This is a genomic window from Nitrosomonas sp. TNE100 (genome assembly GCF_055387135.1).
Genome location: NZ_AP040997.1, coordinates 2387431 through 2412293, shown reverse-complemented (window position 1 = coordinate 2412293; position 24863 = coordinate 2387431). Strand labels below are relative to the sequence as shown.

Annotated in this window: 18 protein-coding genes; 12 read left to right on the top strand and 6 right to left on the bottom strand. The window is 52.0% G+C overall.

Features of this window, described 5'->3' with window-relative positions; all coding sequences use genetic code 11:
• Nucleotides 1-197: 197 nt before the first annotated feature.
• The 6 genes from ACZ5EJ_RS11520 to flgM form a co-directional block, all read right to left on the bottom strand.
• Nucleotides 198-1031: a ParB/RepB/Spo0J family partition protein gene (locus tag ACZ5EJ_RS11520; protein ID WP_074685529.1), complete on the bottom strand. Its 834-nt coding sequence runs from the start codon at nucleotides 1029-1031 to the stop codon at nucleotides 198-200.
• Between the two features lie 50 nt (nucleotides 1032-1081).
• Entirely contained in the window at nucleotides 1082-1846 is a 765-nt protein-coding gene (locus ACZ5EJ_RS11515; protein ID WP_011635409.1) for a ParA family protein, read from the bottom strand.
• A 63-nt stretch (nucleotides 1847-1909) separates the two neighbouring features.
• Nucleotides 1910-2554, bottom strand: coding sequence for a 16S rRNA (guanine(527)-N(7))-methyltransferase RsmG (rsmG, locus tag ACZ5EJ_RS11510; RefSeq protein ID WP_074456380.1), 645 nt, complete (start codon nucleotides 2552-2554; stop codon nucleotides 1910-1912).
• Complete coding sequence (mnmG, locus tag ACZ5EJ_RS11505; protein ID WP_074456381.1) at nucleotides 2529-4454, bottom strand: tRNA uridine-5-carboxymethylaminomethyl(34) synthesis enzyme MnmG; 1926 nt, start codon at nucleotides 4452-4454, stop codon at nucleotides 2529-2531. The genes rsmG and mnmG overlap by 26 nt, the downstream gene beginning before the upstream one ends.
• A 381-nt stretch (nucleotides 4455-4835) precedes the next feature.
• Nucleotides 4836-5300 (bottom strand): flagella synthesis protein FlgN, encoded by a 465-nt coding sequence (locus tag ACZ5EJ_RS11500; RefSeq protein ID WP_011635412.1) that lies wholly within the window; start codon nucleotides 5298-5300, stop codon nucleotides 4836-4838.
• 1 nt (nucleotide 5301) lies between these two features.
• On the bottom strand, nucleotides 5302-5604 hold the full coding sequence (gene flgM, locus ACZ5EJ_RS11495) for a flagellar biosynthesis anti-sigma factor FlgM (RefSeq protein ID WP_011635413.1): 303 nt from the start codon (nucleotides 5602-5604) through the stop codon (nucleotides 5302-5304).
• A gap of 279 nt (nucleotides 5605-5883) precedes the next feature.
• Between flgM and ACZ5EJ_RS11490 the strand changes: the two genes are divergently transcribed.
• The 12 genes from ACZ5EJ_RS11490 to ACZ5EJ_RS11435 all read left to right on the top strand — a co-directional run bounded on the left by ACZ5EJ_RS11490 (nucleotide 5884) and on the right by ACZ5EJ_RS11435 (nucleotide 24836).
• Entirely contained in the window at nucleotides 5884-7377 is a 1494-nt protein-coding gene (locus tag ACZ5EJ_RS11490; protein WP_464557126.1) for an ABC transporter permease, read from the top strand.
• Complete coding sequence (locus tag ACZ5EJ_RS11485) at nucleotides 7374-9431, top strand: dipeptide ABC transporter ATP-binding protein (RefSeq protein WP_464557125.1); 2058 nt, start codon at nucleotides 7374-7376, stop codon at nucleotides 9429-9431. The genes ACZ5EJ_RS11490 and ACZ5EJ_RS11485 overlap by 4 nt, the downstream gene beginning before the upstream one ends.
• The gene (locus tag ACZ5EJ_RS11480; protein WP_464557124.1) at nucleotides 9428-11035 is read left to right on the top strand and encodes a peptide chain release factor 3; all 1608 of its coding nucleotides are present in this window, start codon (nucleotides 9428-9430) and stop codon (nucleotides 11033-11035) included. Before ACZ5EJ_RS11485 ends, ACZ5EJ_RS11480 begins: the two co-directional genes overlap by 4 nt.
• 251 nt (nucleotides 11036-11286) lie before the next feature.
• The gene (gene flhB, locus ACZ5EJ_RS11475; protein WP_011635417.1) at nucleotides 11287-12417 is read left to right on the top strand and encodes a flagellar biosynthesis protein FlhB; all 1131 of its coding nucleotides are present in this window, start codon (nucleotides 11287-11289) and stop codon (nucleotides 12415-12417) included.
• Nucleotides 12418-12464: 47 nt separating this feature from the next.
• Nucleotides 12465-14549, top strand: a complete 2085-nt coding sequence (gene flhA / locus ACZ5EJ_RS11470; RefSeq protein WP_464557122.1) for a flagellar biosynthesis protein FlhA — start codon at nucleotides 12465-12467, stop codon at nucleotides 14547-14549.
• On the top strand, nucleotides 14546-15796 hold the full coding sequence (gene flhF, locus ACZ5EJ_RS11465) for a flagellar biosynthesis protein FlhF (RefSeq protein WP_074685535.1): 1251 nt from the start codon (nucleotides 14546-14548) through the stop codon (nucleotides 15794-15796). The genes flhA and flhF overlap by 4 nt, the downstream gene beginning before the upstream one ends.
• A complete protein-coding gene (locus ACZ5EJ_RS11460) occupies nucleotides 15789-16682 on the top strand; it encodes a MinD/ParA family ATP-binding protein (RefSeq protein WP_464557121.1) in 894 nt (297 codons plus the stop codon). The genes flhF and ACZ5EJ_RS11460 overlap by 8 nt, the downstream gene beginning before the upstream one ends.
• A gap of 8 nt (nucleotides 16683-16690) precedes the next feature.
• Nucleotides 16691-17401: an RNA polymerase sigma factor FliA gene (locus ACZ5EJ_RS11455; protein WP_464557742.1), complete on the top strand. Its 711-nt coding sequence runs from the start codon at nucleotides 16691-16693 to the stop codon at nucleotides 17399-17401.
• Nucleotides 17402-17630: 229 nt separating this feature from the next.
• Nucleotides 17631-19208: a type I restriction-modification system subunit M gene (locus tag ACZ5EJ_RS11450; RefSeq protein WP_464557119.1), complete on the top strand. Its 1578-nt coding sequence runs from the start codon at nucleotides 17631-17633 to the stop codon at nucleotides 19206-19208.
• Complete coding sequence (locus ACZ5EJ_RS11445; RefSeq protein WP_464557118.1) at nucleotides 19205-20437, top strand: restriction endonuclease subunit S; 1233 nt, start codon at nucleotides 19205-19207, stop codon at nucleotides 20435-20437. The genes ACZ5EJ_RS11450 and ACZ5EJ_RS11445 overlap by 4 nt, the downstream gene beginning before the upstream one ends.
• A gap of 199 nt (nucleotides 20438-20636) precedes the next feature.
• Complete coding sequence (locus tag ACZ5EJ_RS11440; protein ID WP_464557116.1) at nucleotides 20637-21794, top strand: Fic family protein; 1158 nt, start codon at nucleotides 20637-20639, stop codon at nucleotides 21792-21794.
• A gap of 18 nt (nucleotides 21795-21812) precedes the next feature.
• Complete coding sequence (locus tag ACZ5EJ_RS11435; RefSeq protein ID WP_464557115.1) at nucleotides 21813-24836, top strand: type I restriction endonuclease subunit R; 3024 nt, start codon at nucleotides 21813-21815, stop codon at nucleotides 24834-24836.
• The last annotated feature ends 27 nt before the right edge of the window (nucleotides 24837-24863 follow it).

Below are 24863 nucleotides of genomic sequence, written 5' to 3'. Positions count from 1 at the left end.
ATGGGCAAAAGGCCCATCAGAGCGAGGCAAAAACAGGCAAAAAGCGTAGTGGTTTGTGTGCGACAAATGAGTACTTTGAGCTTGTTTTTAACGTGATTATAACAACTTGGATAATCCTCACCACTCTGTTAGAAAAGTTACGCGATAAGATTACAGAATGTAAACCAATCCCAGCAGAGCGATTGTCGCAAGGTTCTTCAGAATTTCGCAAGAATTCCGTCCAATTGCTCAAGACTGGCGTAATGAATGATGACATTACCAGCACCTTTTTTCCCTTGTTTGATTACAACATTGGCGCCCAGCCGTGCAGACATATCTTCCTGCAGGCGTAGCAGGTCTCTATCCGGAAATGACGGTTTCCTTACTGAAGATGCTTGACTCATTCGCTTGAGCAGATTTTCGGTTTCACGCACGGATAGTTGCCTTTGCATAATCAGATGCGCAATTTCCAGTTGTTTCCCGGCCTCCAGCGCGAGCAGGGCGCGCCCGTGTCCCATATCGATTTTCCCCTGCATAATCAGATCCTGCACTGGGGCAGCCAGATTAAGCAGACGCAGCAAATTTGAGATCGCACTGCGCGAATAACCCAATGCCTGACCAGCTGTTTGATGCGTCATACCAAATTCTTCGATCAGACGCTGAATTCCCGCTGCTGCCTCTAGAGGGTTAAGATCCTCGCGCTGAATATTTTCAATCAGAGAAAGCGCAAGTGCGGATTCATCCGGCACTTCGCGCACAATGGCTGGAATCTGCTCCAGTCCAGCAATCCGAGCAGCACGCCAGCGGCGTTCCCCAGCAATAATTTCATAGCCACCCGCCACAAGCGGTCGTACCAGTATTGGCTGCATAACCCCTTGCGCCTTGACCGATTCTGCCAAATCATGCAGGGATGTTTCATCCATCCTCGTCCGGGGCTGGTATTTCCCGGCCTGCAATAAATCCACAGCAAGATTTTGTAGCGAATCTGTTTCCTGGGAATTGTCTGCCAGTAGCGCGTCCAAACCTCGCCCCAATCCTTTAGGTTTTGCCATAGTTACGGTACCCAATCAAAAATATTATGAATTTCTGGCCAGATCATCAGCTAGCTAGCTGTTGCCAGAATTTCGTTGGCCAATTCAAGATAAGCCCGGGCACCCCGGGATTGTCGATCGTGATAAAGCACCGGTAATCCAAACCCAGGTGCTTCTGCCAACCGGATATTACGAGGAATGATGGTCTGATAAACTTTGTTGCCAAAGTGTTGTTTCAATTGATCAGACACCTGCTGCGCCAGCAGATTGCGCGGATCAAACATGGTTCTCAATAGGCCTTCTATCCTGATGGATGGATTAAAACCCATCCGTACCCTTTTAATCGTGTTGACCAGATCACTCAGGCCTTCCAGCGCATAATACTCACATTGCATGGGAATGATAACAGCGTGTGCTGCACATAATCCGTTTAATGTCAGCAGGTTAAGGGCTGGAGGACAATCGATCAGAATAAAATCATAATCTGCCTGTATTGCCTGCAAAGCCTCCTTCAGGCGGGATTCACGCTGTTCCAGCGACACCATTTCCACTTCTGCGCCTGCCAGTTCCTGATTGGCCGGGAGCAGGTCGTATTTCCCTGGTTTTGTCGATAAACGAACCTTGGCGATGGTCTGTTCGCCCAGCAGTATTTGGTAAACAGTATGATCCAACAGGCGCTTGTCTACGCCACTTCCCATCGTGGTATTACCTTGCGGATCCAGATCAACGAGCAATACTCGTTTGCCGATACTTGCCAAACTGGCGGCCAGATTAATACTGGTCGTTGTTTTACCCACCCCTCCCTTCTGGTTGGCAATGGCAAGTATCCTGACCATTAAATTACGTCTCTGTTCTGGCAAGAAGATTATGGAATACGCTTATATTCCACTCAATAAATCTCATTCGGAGTGACACCGCATCACGACCAGATGACGCTTGGCTCTCAGGCCAGGAACCGCAACGGGAATAATCTGCTCAACGGAAAATTCCGGAGGGAGTTGCATCAACTCCATATCCGGGAACGCTCCTTTCATGGCAATGAAACGACAATGATCAACGTTGTTTTCACACAGATGTTTCGACAAGCGCATGAAACGTTCGAGACTGGAAAACGCGCGTGAGATAACAGTATCTACCTTGTCTCCCGGCTTTATTTTTTCCACACGCTCTTGCCTGATTGAAACATTCTGCAAACGCAGTTCAACCACAACCTGTTGCATAAAAACAGCTTTCTTCTGATTACTTTCTACCATGACCACCTGCCATTCGGGACGCGCCAGCGCAATGGGAATGCCCGGCAAGCCGGCGCCACTACCGACATCAACAATATTTGGTCCACTGATATGTGGTAATACGACCAGGCTGTCCAGCATATGACGAGTAATCATCGATTCGGGATTTCTTACCGAAGTCAGATTATGAGTACTGTTCCACTTCGTGATGAGTTCAATGTAGCGTAATAACTGACTGCTTAAATGTGCCACATCAGCGGACAACCCTGAAATTGCTTCCAGACCTTCATGCAACTGTTTTTCCAGATTCATGCGTTTCTTCCTGTTTGGCTGCCTGGCGTGCCATACCACGCTTTAGATGTACCAGTAATAAGGATATGGCTGCCGGTGTAATACCAGAAATCCGTGCTGCCTGGCCAATTGTTTCCGGTTGATGCTGATTCAATTTCTGCGTGACTTCGTTAGAAAGGCCTCGCACGGTACTGTAATCCAGGTTTTTTGGTAAAACCATGGTTTCATGCTGTGTATGACGAACAACTTCCTGTCTTTGTCGTTCTACGTAACCTTCATATTTGACATCAATTTCCAACTGCTGGGCGATCTGGCCGTCAATCATCGACGGTTCAACTTCAGACAATGACACCAGCTCTGTATAACTGATTCCGGGGCGTCGTAACAGCTCGTATAATGAATAGGAGCGATCGTCAGATTGGCCGGATGTTTGCAGTGTTTGTAATTTATGCAAGACACCAGCGGGCACCCAGGTACGCCGTAATCTTGCTTTTTCGGTTTCGATTGCTTCCCGCTTGGCAGCAAAAATCTGCCAGCGCTTCTCATCAACAAGACCAAATTGATGCCCGGCTTCCGTCAATCGCATGTCAGCATTGTCTTCCCTTAATTGCAAGCGGAATTCAGCACGGCTGGTAAACATACGGTAAGGCTCTGTTACACCACGGGTAACCAGATCATCCACTAGCACTCCAAGGTAAGCCTCATCACGGCTCGGACACCAGGATTCTTGTTCCTTTATCTTGAGACTGGCGTTTAAACCGGCGAGCAAACCTTGAGCAGCTGCTTCTTCATAGCCGGTAGTGCCATTGATCTGCCCGGCAAAAAACAATCCGTCGATCGCTTTTGTCTCCAAAGATCTTTTGAGTGCCCGTGGATCGAAATAATCATATTCAATTGCATAACCCGGCCGGGTTATGTGTGCATTTTCCAGGCCGGCGATTGAACGCACCAGTTCGACCTGTACCTCAAAAGAAAGGCTCGTTGAAATTCCATTCGGATAAATTTCGCAGGTTTCCAAACCCTCCGGCTCCAAAAAGACGGTATGCGAGTCTCTGTCAGAAAAACGCACCACCTTGTCTTCGATCGATGGACAGTAGCGTGGCCCGATACCTTCTATTTTCCCGGTATACAAGGGAGAATGATCCAACCCGGCGCGAATGATTTCATGCGTTTTCTCATTGGTGCGTGTCATCCAGCATGACACTTGTCGAGGGTGTTGTGCAGTATTTCCCAGGAATGAAAATATTGGTATTGGCTCATCTCCTGGCTGCTCGCGCAAAAACTGAAAATCAATAGTGCGTGCATCAATACGGGGCGGTGTGCCGGTTTTAAGTCTTCCCACCGACAGATTCATTTCACGCAAGCGATGCGCAAGCCTGATTGATGCCGGATCACCCGCTCTACCCGCCTGAAAATTCTGGTCACCGACATGCGCCAGCCCCCCCAAAAAGGTACCAACCGTCAACACCACGGCGCGCGCCGAGAAGGTAATTCCAAGATGCGTGGCAACGCCTGTAATCTTGTCGTCCAGCAGTAGCAGATCATCAACAGTAGATTGTAATATCAGCAGATTGGGTTGTGCTTCCAGCCGTTTGCGTATGGCCTGGCGATACAGTACACGATCGGCCTGGGCGCGTGTTGCTCGAACCGCCGGGCCTTTGCTTGAATTGAGCGTGCGAAATTGAATGCCTGCTTCATCAATTGCTGCAGCCATAGCCCCACCCAGTGCATCAATTTCCTTAACCAGGTGGCCTTTGCCGATTCCTCCAATGGATGGATTGCATGACATTTGCCCCAATGTGTCCAGATTTTGCGTCAGAAGTAATGTTTTTTGACCCATGCGTGCAGCTGCCAGAGCCGCTTCCGTTCCGGCATGTCCGCCACCAACAACGATAATGTCAAAATCTCTTGAAAAATGCATAAATACAGATGCCAGTTCGCAGTGCGCCTAAACAGACTTGGACAGTCATATGATGAAGATTGCTTAAGGAGTTGGAGGTATTTTATATGAAATTGATCAAGCTGGCACCGATACGCGGCCAATTAGGATTTTAGTGTGCCTTAATCTTGCCCGGCAACGACTGCGAGACAGTGTCTGGTTGGTAGGCGCGGAACAAGGACAAGTGGTAATTACAAAGATGTTTCACGTGAAACATCTTTGTAATAAGCGTGCCATGAACGCCTCTAAAATCTTGTGCACGGGATGCAACAGCCCGGCATGTCAAATGGATAGTCGCGACAGCGAATATCACGCGGCCACGGCTCGTCTAAAAACCAATTTTGGTGGTGCCTTCAGGAGATGTCAAGCCATCTGGCCTTTGGGATCATAAAGTGTGATGCGCCCTGTCGCACCATGCAGTGCATAGAGCGTCTGTCGTGTATATTGCAACCAGGTGGAAACGATATTTGCATTCGTTTGATTACGCTGCCGAGCAAGACGGGTAAGGTTAAGCAGCTCCTCCCAGTCGCGGGCAACAGCTGATTTTGAATGATTGGCAGCCAGCCAGGCGCTTATTCCTTGCGCATCACCAGGCAAGCCAGCTGCAGCGAGAAGCTGGTTAAGTTGTGCATCCAATCGTGAAAGTTGACTCACGACCCGATCCTTGTCTGCAACCAGCGGGGGCAAATCATCAATACTTCCTGAAGCCAGCAGGTTTCGTTCGCGCTCAAGAAGCTCAAGAAACAAGTAAGTGCTTTCCAGCTGAAGTCGCAAAGTCGAGGCTAGCGTATCGCCTTTCTGCAGAATTGCCTGAGGATTACCGTCCATTTTAGGTTGAACGTTTGCTTTGAATCAGTTCTTTCACGGTTTCCAGCAGACGATCCGCAACCACATCAGGATTCACCTTGAAACGACCTTCGCTAATGGCTTGCTTGATTTCGGCAACTTTCGCAGCATTAACAGTTTCGCTGCCAGCATTCGATGCCTGAGCTCCTGATAAAAGTGTGCTGATATGTATACTGTTATTTTTACCTGCAGTACTCACTTTGGCATTATCCGTTCTGTCCACTTTTTTTTGAGCTACCCCGGCAGCAAGCTCTGTATGCCCCGGAGATATCTGGTTTATTTTCACGACGGAATTCCTTCTAAAATAAATATTTGCATATGTTACGCTCGTCTAACGACCATCCATTCAGGAACTTTAGCAAAACCGGAATATTTTTTTGTCATTTTCGATGATGGCATGGTTGCGTTGTGTCATTACAAATAAAAACAGCCAGCAGAATAAACATTCTGGTCAACCAGGCTATATTTATCATTACGATATCCACTTTTTTCTTCGATGCAATTGCCTGTTGTCACTACGCTACAATACCGCATTATTACAACTTGAACTTTGATCTTCGTCATAATGCCTTTCCATCCCGTTATACTCTGGACAGACGCTCTGATTTATCTGCTGCTGGCAACAGGTATTATTCTTGGTATTTATGCCAGGCGGCATGAACACATGCTGGCTTCCTGGTGCAAGGTTATACACAACGCCAGCGGAATGTCTGCACTGACCATCCTGTTATGCTTCATCCTGATCGGTTTGCTCGACACGATTCACTTTCGCCCGGCACTGGAACAAACTCGCGCCACCGGGGAAAATATCTATAGCGCTGAAGTACTCAGCGTGTTCGATCTGTTGGCTACTCCGCTACGCTCACAGATGGAAAAAACCTACTCCGCCCCCCTATCTGCCCATCTATATGCAAAGCAGATGATTATCACCACTGAAGGAGAGCAGGTATGGGATTTTGCCCGATTAACCTTCGGCGGCGCGCATTTGGATGATCCAAGAACGGAGCTGACCAGTGATATTTGGTGGCGATCCGTTTCGGGAGCGGGAGCAGGATTGCTAATCTGGGCCGGGTTGGTTCTCGGCTTGGGCAGTATGCAGGCCAAGCAGTATCGCACTTCATTTTTTCGTATACAAACAGCTATATGGCACGGTACAACTGAAGTTCCCTGGCGCGCCATATTGATCACGCTGGCTGTTATTCTGGCCATGGGGGGCGCCGTCGCAGCACTGACCACACACTACCATGTCCTAGGAACAGACAAGGTAGGCCAGGATGTTTTGTACCTGTCACTCAAAAGTATTCGCACCGGGCTTGTTATCGGAACATTGACAACCTTGATCATGCTGCCATTCGCCCTGCTGCTGGGGATTGCAGCAGGTTACTTTCGCGGCTGGGTTGATGATGTTATCCAGTACGTGTACACCACGCTCAGCTCTATCCCCAGTGTATTGCTGATTGCAGCAGCCGTGCTGATGATGCAGGTTTATATTGAAACGCATGCCGATCTGCTCGATACAACCGCCGCACGCGCTGATCTGCGTTTGCTGTTTCTTTGTATTATTCTGGGCATCACCAGCTGGACGGGGCTGTGCAGAGTATTGCGCGGAGAGACACTAAAACTGCGTGAAATGGAATACATCCAGGCAGCACATGCGTTTGGCGTTTCTCATTGGCGTATCATCACTCGCCATATTTTGCCGAATGTCATCCATATCGTACTGATTACCACCGTAATGGATTTCAGCAGCCTGGTACTGGCCGAAGCTGTTCTTTCCTATGTCGGAGTGGGCGTGGATCCCTCTACCATCAGCTTTGGAACGATGATCAATGCCTCCAGGCTGGAAATGGCGCGTGAACCGATGGTCTGGTGGACATTATTTGCAGCATTCACCTTCATGTTCGCGCTGGTATTAAGCGCCAATCTTTTTTCAGATGCGGTACAAAATGCATTCAATCCGCACAGCCGAACCCTCAGCAATGATTCAGCCAGATATCTCAAGAATCAGAATGAAACAGAAGAAATGGCCTCCCCAGACAAAAACATACCCCGCACATGACCGCATTACTTGAAATAAATGAGCTCAAAGTGCAGCTGCATACCGGCCGGCAGCCGGTACGTGCCGTGGATGGATTATCACTTGCCATTCGGCCAGGCGAAACATTTGCATTACTGGGAGAATCCGGTTGTGGGAAATCCATGACTGCTTTATCTATCATGCGCCTGTTGCCGGAAGCTGGAGAAATCACGCATGGCAGCATCTGCCTGAATGGTGATGAACTACTGGCCTTGCCGGAATCCGCCATGCGTGAGGTGCGCGGCAATCGTATCGGCATGATTTTCCAGGAACCGATGTTGAGCCTGAACCCGGTCATGACCACCGGTGCACAAATTGAAGAAGTATTGCTGCAACATTCTAATCTGCGTGGTGCAGCGGCACAAACACGCATTCTGGAGCTCCTGCGTCAGGTTGGTATTCCTGATCCGGCGCGTCGTATCAAGGAATATCCGTTCCAGTTTTCGGGTGGCATGAAGCAGCGCGTCATGATTGCTATGGCACTGGCAAGCAAACCAGAGCTGCTGATTGCGGATGAACCCACAACTGCATTGGATGTCACGATTCAGGCGCAGGTGCTGGATCTCATGCGCAATTTGCAGCGACAGGAAAACATGGCTATTCTTCTGATCACCCATGATCTGGGAGTGGTTGCAGAAATAGCGCAGCGCATTGCCGTGATGTATGCTGGAGAAATCATTGAAACCGCGGATCAGGAAAGTTTTTTTCAATCACCGGCCCATCCTTATTCCCATAAATTGTTCGCTGCTTTACCAACGAGAAAAAAACGCAATCAGAAACTGATCGTCATTCAGGGAAATGTGCCAGCCCTTTCACATGTTTTTACCGGCTGCCGTTTTGCTGATCGTTGTGATCATGCCTGGGAAAAATGTCACAAGATTATTCCACCCTGGGTGGAAATTTCACCTCAACACCGTGTCCGATGTCACCTTTATCCGGAGCATTCCGTGGAAGCATTGTCCGACATTGCTCATGCAACAACCGATAATCTTCCAGCCAGTGTTGACGCTCCTGGTTTGGATTCAGATAATCTTCTGTTAAACGTGAATGATCTGAAAGTGCATTTCCCGGTGCATAAAGGGTTATTCAAGCGAGCAGCAGGCTATGTCAAAGCGGTTGATGGTGTGTCGCTGCAAATTAACCACGGCAGAACACTGGCGCTGGTGGGAGAATCCGGTTGCGGCAAAACCACGGTGGGTAAAGGTATCATGCAACTCATCACGGTTACATCAGGCAGTATCCGTGTGCAGGATGAAGAGTTATCTAAACTGAATCGGAAGCAATTACTGAAAAAACGCACTGAATTCCAGATCATCTTCCAGGATCCTTATTCATCACTTAATCCACGCATGCGCATTATTGAGATTATCGAAGAAGGCATGCAGGCACTTGGCCGGTACTCGGATAAATTATCTACGCAGAAAAAGAATGAACACAACATTGATACTCTGCTGATGCAGGTGGGTTTGCCTGTAGAAGCCAAATGGCGTTATCCACATGAATTTTCCGGTGGCCAACGTCAGCGGATTGCCATTGCACGTGCGCTGGCAGTTAATCCACAGCTGCTGATCTGTGATGAACCAACCAGCGCACTGGATGTTTCGGTACAGGCACAAATCCTCAATCTGTTGAAAACGCTACAACAGGAGCGAAAACTTGCTTATCTGCTGATCACCCATAATATAGCTGTCGTGGACTATCTTGCGGATGAAGTAGCTGTTATGTATCTGGGCAGAATTGTGGAAAACGGGCGCACTGAAGAAGTGCTGGATGCCCCGAAACATCCCTACACCCAGGCGCTGTTGTCTGCGGTACCAATATATGAACCCGGCACCCAACGTGAAGTCATACGTTTGCAAGGTGAGCCGCCTTCACCGGCTGATGTACCACAAGGCTGTTATTTTCATCCGCGCTGTCCCCATGTCATGCCGATCTGCCGGGAAATTTATCCGGCGACCAGCCGGTTCAGCGCTACCCACACCACTTATTGCCATCTTTATCATTCAGTTTCTCAAGAACCACAGGATTTTCAATGACGATCGATCATGAGGTTAAACGTCGTCGGACGTTTGCCATTATTTCCCATCCGGACGCCGGTAAAACCACGTTGACGGAAAAATTACTGCTGTTTGCTGGCGCCATTCACATCGCCGGCAGTGTCAAAGCGCGTAAAGCCAGTCGCCACGCCACTTCCGATTGGATGGAAATCGAAAAACAGCGCGGTATCTCTGTTGCCAGCTCTGTCATGCAGATGGAGTACCGGGGCTGTGTCATCAACTTGCTGGACACGCCCGGTCACCAGGATTTTTCCGAAGATACCTACCGCGTGCTGACCGCTGTCGATGCAGCACTAATGGTCATCGATGCCGCCAACGGCGTGGAATCACAAACCTTGCGCCTGCTGCAGGTCTGCCGCGCCCGCAACACCCCGATCATTACTTTCGTCAACAAACTGGATCGAGAAGTACGCGAACCACTCGATCTGATTGATGAAATCGAGTGCACACTGGGAATGGACGTAGTTCCATTCACCTGGCCGGTCGGCTCGGGCAAACGCTTTCATGGCGTGTACGATTTGCGGCACGAACTGATGCGCGTCTTTCGGCCTGGTATGGATCATGCCGAGCAGAAAGATACAACCATCATTACCGATCTGGGCGATCCGGCAGTTACAAAACGCTTCGGAGCAAACCTGGAACAGGCTCGGCAGGAAATTGATCTGATCAAGGGTGCTGCACCGGAATTTGATCAGGCAGCGTTTCTTGCCGGGCAGCAAACACCCGTATTTTTTGGCTCGGCAATCAACAATTTCGGCGTACAGGAAGTGCTGGATACACTGGTTGATCTGGCGCCACCACCCGGTACACGCAAAGCCATTCAGCGAGAAATCCTGCCGACTGAAAATAAATTTTCCGGGGTGGTTTTCAAGATTCAGGCAAACATGAACCCTGCTCATCGGGATCGCATTGCCTTTGTGCGCATCTGCTCGGGTGAATTCAGGCGTGGAATGAGTCTCAAGGTAGTCCGCAGCGGCAAGGATGTGCGCACCAGCACGGTAGTTTCCTTTCTTTCACAACGGCGTGAATTGCTGGAAACAGCTTATGCAGGTGACATTATCGGCATTCCCAATCATGGGACGCTACAACTGGCCGATACTCTGACCGAGGGAGACAACCTGCAATTTACCGGTTTGCCATTTTTTGCGCCGGAAATTTTCCAGACAGTCGAAATTGCCGATCCATTACGCAGCAAGCAACTCAAGTTGGGATTGACTCAGCTGGGTGAAGAAGGCGCCATCCAGGTGTTCCGTCCGCATCTCGGCAGTATCCTGCTGCTGGGTGCGGTGGGCCAGCTACAGTTTGAAGTCGTCACCCATCGTCTCAAGCATGAATACGGTGTCGAGGCACGTGTCGCTCCTGCCAAATACCAACTGGCAAGGTGGGTAACTGCCGAAATGCCCCGGGAATTGCAGCGTTTTATTGATGCCAATACGCATCGTATCGCCTACGATGCAGTGGATGCCCCCACTTTTCTGGCTTCTTTCTCTGCCGAAATCAGCGTGGCTGAAGAAAACTGGCCCGGCATCCGCTTCCACAAAATGCGGGAACATGCTGGCCTGTTGTTTCAGACAGCAAGCTGATTTCCCAGCAGAATCAACCCAATCCCTACTAAAAAGCCATTTAGGCAGCAGATGATTTAATTCACTCGCTGCCTTTCCCCGGTTTGTTTTTCCTGTTACCTAAACAGCTTCAACGGTAAATAGGCTCTCAACATTCTCTCACCCGGCTTTCTCTCCAGGATTATCTGATTAGCCGCCTAAATCGTTGCTTGTTTACGACATCGATTTCAGCGTGAACACGGATAATCCTGGTTCATCGAGAGGAATCCGCTATGGCAGACGATAACGATCTTGAACGTACTGAACCTGCTTCCCCCAGGCGCCTGGAAAAATCCCGGGAGGAGGGGCAGGTAGCGCGCTCGCAGGAATTAACCACGTTCACTATGCTGATGGCAGCTTCCGGCAGCTTGTGGGTGATCGGTTCGCTCATTATTCAGAAACTGTCCGCCCTGCTGGAAAGCGGCCTGCAAATAGAACGGGAAGTTGCATTCAATCCGGCGCTGTTGTTGCCCAGGTTATTTCAACTGGCGCTTGATGGGCTATTGGCTATCGCACCCTTACTGGGATGGCTAGTGATTGTGGCGCTGGTATCGCCCATGCTGTTGAGTGGATGGCTGTTCAGCTCCAAGGCGTTGTTTCCTGACTTCAAACGTCTCAATCCGGTTAATGGATTTAAAAGGATATTTTCGTCACACGGCCTGATTGAACTGGTCAAGGCAATCGCCAAGGCTGCAGTCATTGGTGGCGTTGCGGCCGGGATTATCTGGAGTCACAAACAAGACGTGCTTGATCTGATTGGTATGCCGCTGGACACAGGACTAACCAGCATGGGCAGACTGATCGGCCTGACCTTTATGCTGATTGTTGGTGCCATGCTGCTGCTCGTCGTAATCGATGTACCTTTCCAGCTCTGGAATCACGCACGCCAGTTACGGATGTCCAAAGAAGATCTGCGCAAGGAAGCCAAGGAGGATGAAGGTGATCCCCAGGTCAAGGCGCGCATCCGCAGTATGCAGCGTGAAATGGCACGCCGACGCATGATGGCAGAAGTACCCAGGGCAGATGTCGTGGTGACCAACCCGACGCACTACGCCGTCGCATTGAAGTATCAGGATCACTCAATGCGTGCACCGAAAGTAGTGGCAAAAGGGTCGCAACTGATCGCCGCCCGCATTCGTGAATTGGCAGATGAACACCATATTCCGGTGCTGGAAGTGCCGCCGCTGGCACGGGCACTGTATCACCACGTGGAACTGGATACCGAGATTCCCGAGACGCTCTATACCGCGGTAGCGCATGTGTTGGCCTACGTTTTCCAGCTGAGAAGATATCAGACGGCGGGTGGTACCGCGCCACAACTATCACCGGAGATAGCGGTGCCAGTGGAACTGGATCATGCCTGAAACAGATTTACAGGTGAATAAATACCTATTATTGGAATGAATGCTGAATGAATAATATTCTATCTTTAGCAGCTTTGGTACGAGACGGCCAAATGCGCAGCCTGGCTGGGCCAATGCTGATCATCATGATCCTCTCGATGATGGTGCTGCCACTGCCGCCATTCGTCCTGGATGTGCTGTTTACGTTCAACATCGCACTGGCAGTGATTGTGCTGCTGGTGAGCCTTTATTCGCGTGATGCACTCGAATTTGCAGTTTTCCCTACTGTTTTGCTGATCACGACACTGTTACGACTTTCACTCAATGTCGCCTCAACCAGGGTAGTGCTGATGCACGGCCATAACGGCCCGGATGCCGCCGGCAAGGTTATCGAGGCATTCGGCCATTTTCTGGTGGGTGGAAACTATGCAGTGGGTTTGGTGGTGTTCATTATTCTGATTGTGATCAATTTTGTTGTTATTACCAAGGGGGCCGGGCGTATTGCAGAAGTCAGCGCCCGCTTCACCCTGGATGCCATCCCCGGAAAACAAATGGCAATTGATGCCGATCTTAATGCCGGGCTGATCCGGGAAGATGAAGCGCGCAAACGGCGCGAACGGGTTGCACAGGAAGCCAATTTCTACGGCTCAATGGATGGCGCCAGCAAATTCGTGCGGGGCGATGCGATTGCCGGCATTCTGATCATGCTGATCACCATTATTGGTGGCTTGATCGTGGGCGTGCTGCAACATGATATGAACATGGGTGATGCTGCCAAAAACTACACGCTGCTGACTATCGGCGACGGTCTGGTCGCACAGATTCCCGCACTCATCATTTCCACTGCCGCTGGTCTGGTGGTCAGCCGGGTCAGCACCGATGAAGACCTCGGTCAACAATTTGTGAGCCAGCTACTTAACAAGCCACAGGCACTATGGCTGACAGCGGGTATCCTCGGCGCGCTGGGCCTGGTGCCAGGTATGCCGCACTTCGTTTTCCTGCTACTGGCCGGAATGATCAGTACGCTTGCCTATTATGTATCCAACCGTGCCACTGCACCGGATGCCACACTGGAAGTGCCGGAAGTCGCTACCACTGAAACTCAGGATGCCAGTTGGGAAGATGTAGTCCAAGTCGATACGCTCGGACTGGAAGTCGGCTATCGTCTCATCCCGCTGGTGGATAAGCACCGTCAGGGGGATCTGCTAAAACGCATCAACAGCATCCGCAAGAAATTTGCCCAGGAAATCGGCTTTCTCCCGCCAGTGGTACATATTCGGGATAACCTGGAATTGCGCCCCAATGGCTACCGCATCACCATGAAAGGTTCGGTAATCGGCCAGGGAGAATCCTACAACGGCATGCATCTGGCGATTAATCCCGGCCAGGTCACCATGGCGTTGCCGGGTAATCGTACCGAAGATCCGGCATTCGGGTTGCCCGCCGTCTGGATCGAAACAGAACAGCGTGAACTGGCGCAAACCAGCGGCTATACCGTGGTCGATGCCAGCACAGTCGTTACAACACACCTGAATCATCTAATCCGTATGCATGCCTCCGAACTGCTCGGACGGGAGGAATTGCAGAAGTTGCTTGATCATCTGGAGCAAAGAATTCCCAAGCTGACGGATGATTTGATTCCCAAGCTGCTGCCACTGGCAACGGTACAAAAAATATTGCAACACCTGCTGGAAGAGGGCGTGAATATCCGCGATATGCGCACCATTATCGACACGCTGACAGAACATGCAGGGCGCACCCAGGATGTCAGCGAACTGCTGGCGCTGGTGAGAGTAGCGCTGGGCCGGATGATCGTGGAGCAATGTTTCCCGTCTGACGCTGAAATGCAGGTCATGAGTTTGCACCCTGAACTAGAAAACATCCTGATACAGGTGGTGCAATCCGATCCAGTGGCAGACGGCGGCATCGAACCCGGCCTGGCCAACACCCTGACACGTGAAGCCAGCAGCTCGGTCAAGCGGCTGGAACAACTCGGATTACCGGTTGTGCTGGTAGTGCCGGACGCAATCCGCCTGCTGCTGTCCCGTTTCCTGCGTCGATCGCTGTCTCAATTACGGGTGCTGGCTCATTCCGAAATTCCGGATACCAGAAAAATAAAATTCATATCGATCATTGGAGGTAACAAAAAATGAAAGTAAGAAAATTTTTAGCCGCCACCTCCCATGAGGTGTTACGCAAAGTCAAGGAAGAACTGGGCGCGGATGCCGTGATTTTGTCAAACAAACAAGTACCGGGCGGGATTGAAATCATGGCGTTGGCAGGCAAGGATATTTCCATACTCACCAGCGATACGCCGCACGAAGCGACTGCACCTTCTTCAGCAGTTAAGCCAACTGCTTCCGGAACAGAGCAGACAGCGACTATCCGCAAACAGCCGGAAACACAGCCACCTGCGATGGATAGCCCGGGCGCGCACATCATCCAGGAAATCCAGGCCATGCGGCAAATGCTGGAAGAGCAACTGACCACCATGGGCTGGAGCAATTTTTCACAACGGGATCCGGGCGGCATGAAAGTACTGCGCACACTACTGAGTGCAGGCTTCAGCCCGTTACTGTCACGTCATTTGCTGGAAAAACTGCCGGCCGACCGTGATTTCGAGCAAAGCCTGAAAAAAACCATCTCACTGCTCACGCTTAATTTACGCACTGCAACCGCTGACGAAATCATTGAACAAGGTGGTATTTATGCACTGATCGGACCAACCGGTGTAGGTAAAACTACCACCACGGCAAAACTGGCCGCACGCGCTGTTATCCGGCATGGTGCTGACAAAGTGGCGCTGCTGACCACCGACAGCTACCGTATTGGTGGACATGAGCAACTGCGCATTTACGGCAAGTTGCTGGGGGTATCGGTACGCAGCATCAAGGATATTGAGGATCTGCAGTTAATGTTGCACGAACTGCGCGGCAAACACATGGTGCTGATTGATACTGTCGGTATGAGCCAGCGCGATCAGATGCTGGCTGAACAGATCGCCATGTTGAGCCAATGTGGTACAAAAATAAAGCACCTACTGTTACTCAGTGCAACCAGCAGCGGCGATACGCTGGACGAAGTGATTTCCGCCTACCAGAAACATAACATTCATGGCTGCATCATTACCAAGGTGGATGAGTCAGCCAGTCTGGGTATTGCGCTAGATGCAATCATCCGGCGTAAACTGGTGCTGCATTACGTCACCAATGGCCAGAAGGTTCCGGAAGATCTGCATGAAGCTAGTTCCCGCTACCTGCTGCACCGTATTTTCAAGCCTTCTCCGGAAAATTCTCCCTTTTCGCTGCAAGACCCGGAATTTGCATTGATCATGGCAAGTAGTGCTGGCGATCAACCAGCTATCAGACAACCAGAACGTGCCGAGGCAGATCATGGCTGAGGTGAGGAAAGACCAGGCATCCGGCCTGCGCGAGCTGTCTGCGCTGGCTTCCAATACCGGGGTACGCGTGTTTGCTGTCGCCGGTGGACGAACTGGTGTTGGAAAAACCTGTTCAGTCATCAACCTGGCTGCAGCATTGGCAAAAACAGGCAAACGTGTACTGATTCTGGATGAAAACCCGCGCCACAAGGACGTCAATGCTAATCTTGGCCTGAATGCGCGTTACGATTTACTGCATGTGATTAATCAGGATAAGACGCTTGAACAGGTGATGACACAAGGGCCGGAAGGTGTAATGGTTTTAACAGCAATGCGTGGCATTCACTCGCTGGCAAAACTTTCACTCATTGATCAGGAAAGGTTGATTCAATGCTTCTATGAATTGTCCCAGTCAGTGGATGTGGTATTGATCGATACCGCTACCGGGAAAACCAGCCGGGTCGTGCCACTGAGCCTGGCTTCCCAACAGGTGCTGATCGTACTTTCCGGTTCCGGTACCGCCATTACCGATGCATATGCGCTAATCAAGCTCATCAGCCAGGAATACGCCCGGCGCAATTTCCTGGTGCTGGTCAACAAAGTGGCATCGGAAAACATCGGGCGCGATATTTTCGACAACATTGCCAGCGTTGCCCAAAAAAACCTGGCTGTCAGACTGGAGTGGATGGGATGCATTCTGCTGGATGACAAACTACGCCGCTCCACCCAGCTTTGCCAGCCGGTAGTGGAAATTTTCCCGGCATCCAAATCAGCTGCAGGTTACCGGCAACTGGCTGAGAAACTGATGCAATGCACGGGCGTTTGGACAGATAACGACGGTGTGGAAAATTTCATGCGCAGACTGATACGAACCAGTCATCTTGATACGGCAGATTTTACGGTGTGAGTGAATCTATGTATACCGAAGCAGGAACCATTGATAAAGACCAGTTTGTTATTGAATTTACACCCCTGGTCAAACGGATTGCCTACCATATGATGGCCAGACTGCCAGCCAGCGTTCAGGTGGATGATCTGATTCAGGCAGGAATGATCGGACTATTGGATGCCATCAATCGTTACGAAGGTTCCTACGGACGTCAGTTTGAAAGCTACGCTGCCCAGCGTATCCGTGGTTCGATGCTGGATGAACTGCGCGAAGCGGACTGGCTGCCTCGCAGCTTGCGTAGAAAAATGCGTCAGATCGAAACCGCTATGCGCACACTGGAACAACGCCTTGGCTGCCCGCCCAGCGAACAGGAAATCGCGGATGAACTTAACCTGCCACTAGCCGAGTATCAGGAAATGCTGCAAGAAGCGGGGGGCGGGCAACTGATCTATTACGAGGATTTTCAGGTAGATGAAGAAGATCATTTTCTTGATCATCTATGTAATGACCAGGGTAATGAGCCACTAGACCAATTGCTGGAAAAAAATCTGAGAGAACTGCTGGTCGCCGCCATTGAAAAATTGCCTGCCAAGGAAAAACTGGTCATGGGTATGTACTACGAACAGGAAATGAACCTGCGCGAAATTGGTAATGTGCTGGGCGTCAGCGAATCACGCATCTGTCAGCTTCACACCCAGGCCATCTCGCGTTTAAGAACTCGCCTGCGGGATAAATAATCCCCTCTGAAAGCGGGCCAAGCCGAAAAGACGGTAGATCGCCTGCAGTTTTCATGCAATTGGTATGATATCGTTGCACAAATACACAGAATACCCGGCGTTGTCCGGGTAACCTGCTTCACCTGTCTGCCTTGCGAAGAAAAATAAGCACAATGGCGGGCATGATCCCTGACAGCAAAATTGCTCATAAAACCGTTGAGGCGACAGCAATGTCTGTAAATCCGGCTCCATGAATAACAACACCAAAGAAACCGAACGCGCTGAGCTGCACAAAACCATCTGGCGCATCGCCAATGACCTGCGCGGCAGCGTCGATGGCTGGGACTTCAAGACCTACGTGCTCGGCATGCTGTTCTACCGCTTCATCTCGGAGAACTTGACCCGCTACCTCAACGAGCAGGAGCGCCGTGCGGGCAGCGCCGACTTCGACTACGCCAAGCTGACCGATACCGATGCCGAGTTCGGCCGCACCGAAACGGTGAAGGAAAAGGGCTTTTACATCCTGCCTTCCGAGCTGTTCGCCAACGTGCGCGCCCGCGCCCGGCATGACGCCAACCTCAACGAGACACTGAGCAACATCTTTGCCGACATCGAAGGCTCGGCCACGGGCAGTGATTCCGAGGATGACATCAAGGGGCTGTTCGACGATCTCGACGTCAACAGCAGCAAGCTCGGCCCCACCGTGGCCAAGCGCAACGAGAAGCTGGTCAAGCTGCTCGACGCCATCGGCGATCTACCGCTATCCAGCGGCGATTTTTCCGCCAATAGCATCGACCTGTTCGGCGACGCCTACGAATACCTGATGCAGATGTACGCCTCCACGGCGGGCAAGTCCGGCGGCGAGTTCTACACCCCGCAGGAAGTCTCCGAACTGCTGGCGCGCATCACCGTGGTCGGCAAGACCGAGGTCAACAAGGTCTATGACCCGGCCTGTGGCTCGGGCTCGCTGCTGCTCAACTTCGTCAAGGTCTTGGGCCACGATGCGGTGCGCCAGGGCTTCTACGGGCAGGAGATCAACCTCACCACCTACAACCTGTGCCGCATCAACATGTTTCTGCACGATGTGAACTTTGAGAAGTTCCACATCGCCCACGGTGACACGCTAACCGATCCGGCGCACTGGGATGACGAACCCTTCGAAGCCATCGTCTCCAATCCGCCGTACTCCATCAAATGGGATGGCGATGCCAACCCGCTGCTGATCAACGACCCGCGCTTTGCCCCAGCGGGCGTGCTCGCCCCCAAGAGCAAGGCCGATCTGGCCTTCACCCTGCACATCCTCGCGTGGCTGGCGGTCAACGGCACAGCAGCGATTGTTGAGTTTCCCGGCGTGCTCTATCGCGGCGGGGCCGAAGCCAAGATTCGCCAGTACCTGATCGACAACAACTACGTCGACACCGTCATCCAGTTGCCGCCCGACCTGTTCTTCGGCACCACCATTGCCACCTGCATCATCGTACTGAAGAAATCCAAGCGCGACAACGCCACCTTGTTCATCGATGCGTCTGCAGAATTCGTGCGCAGCGGCAACAAAAACAAGCTCACCGGCGACAACCAGAAGAAAGTGCTGGACGCCTTCACCGCGCGCAAGGACATTCCGCACTTTGCCACGCTGGTCGATAACGCCGACATCGCCGCCAATGGCTACAACGTCGCCGTCAGCAGCTACGTCGCGCAGGAAGACACCCGCGAGGTGGTGGACATCCGCGCGCTCAACGCCGACATCGCCCGCATCGTCGCCCGCCAGGCCGAGCTGCGTACCGCCATCGACGCCATCGTGGCCGAGCTGGAAGGGGAGCAGGCATGAGCCGGATAGAGCAATTGATTGCCGAGCTTTGCCCGGAGGGAGTGGAGTTCAAAGAACTTCAAGAGCTTTTCATTACGAAGAACGGCTACACGCCTTCGACGTCGAACAAAGCCTACTGGACTGACGGAACCGTGCCGTGGTTCCGAATGGAGGACATCCGCGAAAATGGGCGAATCCTCGGCGAATCGTTGCAGCAGATTACCGAAGAAGCCGTAAAGGGCGGCAGGCTATTTCCCGCCAACTCAATCATCGTTGCAACTTCGGCAACCATCGGCGAGCACGCGCTTATCACAATTCCACATCTGTCGAACCAAAGGTTCACGTCGCTTGCGCTGAAGTCGGAGTTCGCCGGGCGACTCGACATGAAGTTTGTCTTCTACTATTGCTTCGTGCTCGATGACTGGTGTCGCAGCAACACAACCACATCCAGTTTTGCGTCGGTCGAGATGAATGGATTCAAGAAATTCCGTTACCCGTTACCTCCACTCGAAGTGCAGCGCGAAATCGTGAAAGTTCTTGACAATTTCACGGAACTGGAGGCGGAACTGGAGGCGGAACTGGAGGCGCGCCGGCGGCAGTACCAGTACTACCGCGACGCACTCTTGACCTTCGGCGAGCGCACCGACGCTGAAGCAAGCAAGCAAGCAAATATAAGGTGGACGACCTTGGGTAAAGTTGCAATCTATTCGAATACACGAATCGCATCGTCAGAGCTTGATGCAGATTCTTATGTTGGCGTAGATAACTTACTTCCAGAGATGCGTGGGCGTACTCAATCCAGCTATGTGCCAACAACTGGCTCATCTATTGGCTATGAAGCTAATGACATTCTGATTGGCAACATTCGTCCGTACCTCAAAAAAATCTGGCATTCTGTGGCAGCTGGTGGTACCAATCAAGATGTCTTGGTTGTTCGCTTGCGAGATGAATCGCGCAATGACATCAAACCAAGATTTCTGTATCACCTTTTGGCTTCTGAACAGTTTTTTGCATACAACATGCAATATACCAAGGGTGCCAAGATGCCACGCGGCGATAAAGAAGCAATCCTTCGATATGAAATACCAATTCCACCGCTCGAAGAACAAGCCCGCATCGTCGCCATTCTCGACAAATTCGACGCTCTGGTAAACGACATCAGCAGCGGCCTGCCTGCCGAGATCAAGGCCCGCCGCCAGCAGTACGCGCATTATCGCGACCGGTTGCTGAGCTTTCAGGAGGCGTCTTGACATTTCGTAGGTTGTGGCGACTGGCGCTCAACTGTTTTGGTTTCTCTATTTGGAGATGTTCATATCTGTATTTTGTAGATATAAATTATGCTTAAATTAAGTAAACATATGTTTTTGTTTAAATAAATTCAAATTATCGTAGATAATACCAATTCATATTGTAATTAACCTTTCTTGTTTCACGGTTCAGGGGTTGCTGATGCCAAGCTTTCAACACCACGATCTTATTTTGCTGAATCCTGCGTTTGACTCACCGCTGGTAGATGTGGTAACTGAGCTTGAGCATTTGCGGCGCCTGCGCCTGGAAGGCAGCACCCCGGCACCGGTATTTTTCCAACTAAAGCATATCTTTCACATGCTAGAAAGTCTGGGATCGGCACGCATTGAGGGCAACCACACCACGCTGGCTGATTATGTGGAAAGCCGCATGGGGGCATCAAGCGCACCGGAGAATGATGCGCTGCGAGAAATGGCCAATATTGAAGCAGCCATGGGCTATATCGAGACGGATTTTAAGCCGAGCCAAGAGTTAACCGAGCACTTTATCCGCGAGCTGCATGCGCTGGCAGTCAAAAATCTTGAGCGCGAGGGTGACTCCACTCCCGGTAGCTATCGCACAACCAATGTAAAAATTGCACAGGCCGAACACTTGCCGCCCGAGGCTTTGTTCGTGCCAGATTATATGGCCGAGCTGGTGCGCTTCATCAATCAAAATGATCCGGGTAAGTATGACCTCATCAAGGTGGCGTTAGCGCACCATCGTTTTGCCTGGATTCACCCCTTTGGCAATGGCAATGGCCGCACCGTGCGGTTATTGACTTACGCATTACTGATTAAGTATGGCTTTAATGTGAAAGCGGGTGGCCGCGTACTGAACCCTACCGCTGTGTTCTGCAATGACCGTGATCGCTATTACGCAATGCTTGGACAGGCGGATACAGGCACGCCGCAAGGGTTGGAAACCTGGTGTGTGTATGTGCTTAGCGGCATGCTAGCTGAGTTGCGCAAGGTGGATCAACTCACTCGTGCGGACTACCTGCTTGAGCACATACTGATACCCGCACTGAACTACGCCCAAAATCGCCAATTACTGACAGAACAAGAGGCGCGAGTGTTGCAGGCAACAGCCAAGCTGGGTGTTGCCAAGGCTAGCGACCTGAAATCTGCCATGTCTCACCTGACAGAGCGCCAGCGTACTTATCAACTTGGCAAGCTGGTTGAGTGCGGTATGCTGATGCCAGTGCGTGAAGGCGCACGGCAATATACCATCGGGTTTGCCAACAATGTTTTGATTCGCGGTGTTATTTCAGCCTTGTATTCTGAAGGATTTATTCCTGATGCACTAAATCACCCTTGATAGAATCTGACACTGGATATGAATAACCAGCCGGGCACATTTCGCTATGAACCGATTGCGCTGTCCAACGAGAGCACCGTTGTCGCCGAGTTTCTGCCCGATGCACCGGGTGTGCGTGAGGCTGCGTACCAGTCCGAAGCCGAGCTGGAAAAGTCCTTCATCAAAGCTTTGCAGATGCAGGCCTATGACTACCTGACCATCACCTCGGAAGTTGAACTGCTGGTCAACCTGCGCCGTCAGCTGGAGCGGCTCAACAAGATCGCCTTCTCCGACGCAGAGTGGGAGCGGTTTTTCAACGCCAGCATCGCCGGAGCCAACGATGGCATTCTGGAAAAGACCGCACGCATCCAGGAAGACCACATCCAGGTACTGAAGCGCGACGACGGCAGCACCAAGAACATCTATCTTGTAGACAAGGCCAACATCCACAACAACGCCTTGCAGGTCATCAACCAGTACGAAGTCGAAGGGGCGCGCGCCAACCGCTATGACGTGACGGTGCTGGTCAACGGCCTGCCCATGGTGCACGTCGAGCTGAAGCGCCGGGGTGTGGACATCCGCGAGGCCTTCAACCAGATCAATCGCTACCAGCGCGATAGCTTCTGGGCGGGCACGGGCTTGTTCGAGTACGTGCAGCTTTTCGTCATCAGTAACGGCACGCTGACCAAGTACTACAGCAACACCGTGCGCGACGGGCATTTGAAGGAGCAGTCCAGTAAGCGCAGCAAGAACAAAACCTCCAACAGCTTCGCCTTCACCAGCTGGTGGGCCGACGCGAAAAACCAGCCCATCACCGAGCTGACGGGCTTCACCAAGACTTTCTTCGCCAAGCATTCGCTGCTGAACGTCCTTACCAAATACTGCGTGTTCGATGTGGATCGCAAGCTGCTGGTGATGCGGCCCTACCAGATCGTGGCGGCCGAGCGCATCTTGCAGCGCATCGGCACGGCCACCAACCACAAGCAGCTCGGCACCGTGGCGGCGGGTGGCTATATCTGGCACACCACGGGCAGCGGCAAGACGCTGACCAGCTTCAAGGCGGCGCAGTTGGCCCGGGGCTTGCCGGACATCGACAAGGTGCTGTTCGTGGTGGATCGCAAGGATCTGGACTATCAGACCATGCGCGAGTACGAGCGCTTCGAGAAAGGCGCGGCCAACTCGAACACCTCTACGGCGGTGCTGCAACGGCAGTTGGAAGACCCCAACACCCGCATCATCATCACCACCATCCAGAAGCTTTCCCGCTTCGTCGCCAGGAACAAGAAGCACCCGGTGTATGAGGCCCATGTGGTGGTGATCTTCGACGAGTGTCATCGCAGCCAGTTCGGCGACATGCACGCCGAAATCACCCGGGTGTTCCAGCGCTACCACCTGTTCGGCTTTACCGGCACGCCCATCTTTGCCGAGAACTCGGGCACGGGTGGCGACCCACGGCGGCGCACCACGCAGCAGGCGTTTGGCGACAAGCTGCACACCTACACCATTGTCGACGCCATCAACGACAAGAACGTGCTGCCGTTTCGCATCGACTACATCAACACGATCAAACTGCCTGCGGGGATCAAGGACAAACAGGTATCGGCCATCGACACCGAACGGGCGCTGTTGGCACCCGAGCGCATCACACAAATCGCGGGCTACATCCGCGAGCACTTCGACCAGAAAACCAAGCGTGCCAGCAGCTACCGCTTTGATGGCAAGCGCCTGATCGGCTTCAACTCACTGTTCGCCTGTGCTTCCATCGACGCGGCCAAACGCTACTACGCAGAGTTCACCGAGCAGCAGAAATCGGTACCCGAGGCGCAGAGGCTCAAGGTTGGCCTGATCTACAGCTTTGCCGCCAACGAGGAGGAATCCGATGGCCTCTTGGGCGAGGAGGCGTTTGAAACCGATGGCCTGGATGCCAGCTCGCGCGATTTCCTGGAAGCCGCGATCCAGGACTACAACGGGCTGTTCTCTACCTCCTTCGACACCTCGGCAGACAAGTTCCAGAACTACTACAAGGATTTGTCGCAGCGCCTGAAAAAACGTGAGCTGGACATCGTCATCGTGGTCAACATGTTCCTGACTGGCTTTGACGCCACCACGCTCAACACCCTGTGGGTGGACAAGAACCTGAAGGCCCACGGCTTGATCCAGGCCTATTCGCGCACCAACCGCATCCTCAATTCGGTCAAGACCTACGGCAACATCGTTTCCTTCCGCAATCTGGAGCAGGAGACCAACGACGCGCTTGCCCTGTTCGGCAACAAGGACGCCAAGGGGATCGTGCTGCTCAAGCCCTACGCCGAGTACTACAAGGATTATGAGAAGCACGTGGGTGAGCTGGTGGCAGGCTTCCCTCTTGGCAAAGCCATCGTTGGCGAGGCGGCGCAGAAGGCGTTCATCAAGTTGTTCGGCTCGATCTTGCGGCTGAAAAACATCCTCACGGCCTTCGACGATTTTGCCGGGCACGAAATCCTGACCGAGCGCGAGTTTCAGGATTACCAGAGTCTGTACCTGAACCTGTACGCGGAGTTTCGCGCCACGTCGGCTGCTGAGAAGGAATCGATCAACGACGATGTGGTGTTCGAGATCGAGCTCATCAAGCAGGTGGAAATCAACGTCGATTACATCCTGCTGCTGGTTGAGCAGTACCTGAAGAAAAAAGGCAGCGGCGACGACAAAGAAATCCGCGCCACCATCGAGCGCGCCATCAATTCCAGTCCATCCTTGCGCAACAAGAAAGACCTAATCGAACAGTTCGTCGATTCGGTGAACACCAAGGCCAAGGTGGATGCGCAGTGGCAGGCCTTCGTGGCAGCGAAGAAGGTGGAGGAACTGGAGCGCATCATCGCCGAGGAGAACCTCAACGCCGAGGGCGCGCGCAGTTTCATCGACAACGCCTTCCGCGACGGGAGCATCCCGACCTCGGGCACGGCTATCACGAGGATTCTGCCGCCGGTATCGCGATTCACCAAGAACAACGGCCACGCGGCCAAAAAGCGGACGGTGCTCGACAGGCTGGCAGCCTTCTTCGAGCGGTATTTTGGGTTGGCGTGAGAAGCGGGCTGGGATATTCCCAAAATG

Bases quoted from the DNA above. Each gene is read 5' to 3' on its own strand.
- ACZ5EJ_RS11520 (WP_074685529.1), bottom strand. From the start codon at position 1,031: ATGGCAAAACCTAAAGGATTGGGGCGAGGTTTGGACGCGCTACTGGCA.
- ACZ5EJ_RS11515 (WP_011635409.1), bottom strand. From the start codon at position 1,846: ATGGTCAGGATACTTGCCATTGCCAACCAGAAGGGAGGGGTGGGTAAA.
- rsmG (WP_074456380.1), bottom strand. From the start codon at position 2,554: ATGAATCTGGAAAAACAGTTGCATGAAGGTCTGGAAGCAATTTCAGGG.
- mnmG (WP_074456381.1), bottom strand. From the start codon at position 4,454: ATGCATTTTTCAAGAGATTTTGACATTATCGTTGTTGGTGGCGGACAT.
- ACZ5EJ_RS11500 (WP_011635412.1), bottom strand. From the start codon at position 5,300: ATGGACGGTAATCCTCAGGCAATTCTGCAGAAAGGCGATACGCTAGCC.
- ACZ5EJ_RS11490 (WP_464557126.1), top strand. From the start codon at position 5,884: ATGCCTTTCCATCCCGTTATACTCTGGACAGACGCTCTGATTTATCTG.
- ACZ5EJ_RS11485 (WP_464557125.1), top strand. From the start codon at position 7,374: ATGACCGCATTACTTGAAATAAATGAGCTCAAAGTGCAGCTGCATACC.
- ACZ5EJ_RS11480 (WP_464557124.1), top strand. From the start codon at position 9,428: ATGACGATCGATCATGAGGTTAAACGTCGTCGGACGTTTGCCATTATT.
- flhB (WP_011635417.1), top strand. From the start codon at position 11,287: ATGGCAGACGATAACGATCTTGAACGTACTGAACCTGCTTCCCCCAGG.
- flhA (WP_464557122.1), top strand. From the start codon at position 12,465: ATGAATAATATTCTATCTTTAGCAGCTTTGGTACGAGACGGCCAAATG.
- flhF (WP_074685535.1), top strand. From the start codon at position 14,546: ATGAAAGTAAGAAAATTTTTAGCCGCCACCTCCCATGAGGTGTTACGC.
- ACZ5EJ_RS11460 (WP_464557121.1), top strand. From the start codon at position 15,789: ATGGCTGAGGTGAGGAAAGACCAGGCATCCGGCCTGCGCGAGCTGTCT.
- ACZ5EJ_RS11455 (WP_464557742.1), top strand. From the start codon at position 16,691: ATGTATACCGAAGCAGGAACCATTGATAAAGACCAGTTTGTTATTGAA.
- ACZ5EJ_RS11450 (WP_464557119.1), top strand. From the start codon at position 17,631: ATGAATAACAACACCAAAGAAACCGAACGCGCTGAGCTGCACAAAACC.
- ACZ5EJ_RS11445 (WP_464557118.1), top strand. From the start codon at position 19,205: ATGAGCCGGATAGAGCAATTGATTGCCGAGCTTTGCCCGGAGGGAGTG.
- ACZ5EJ_RS11440 (WP_464557116.1), top strand. From the start codon at position 20,637: ATGCCAAGCTTTCAACACCACGATCTTATTTTGCTGAATCCTGCGTTT.
- ACZ5EJ_RS11435 (WP_464557115.1), top strand. From the start codon at position 21,813: ATGAATAACCAGCCGGGCACATTTCGCTATGAACCGATTGCGCTGTCC.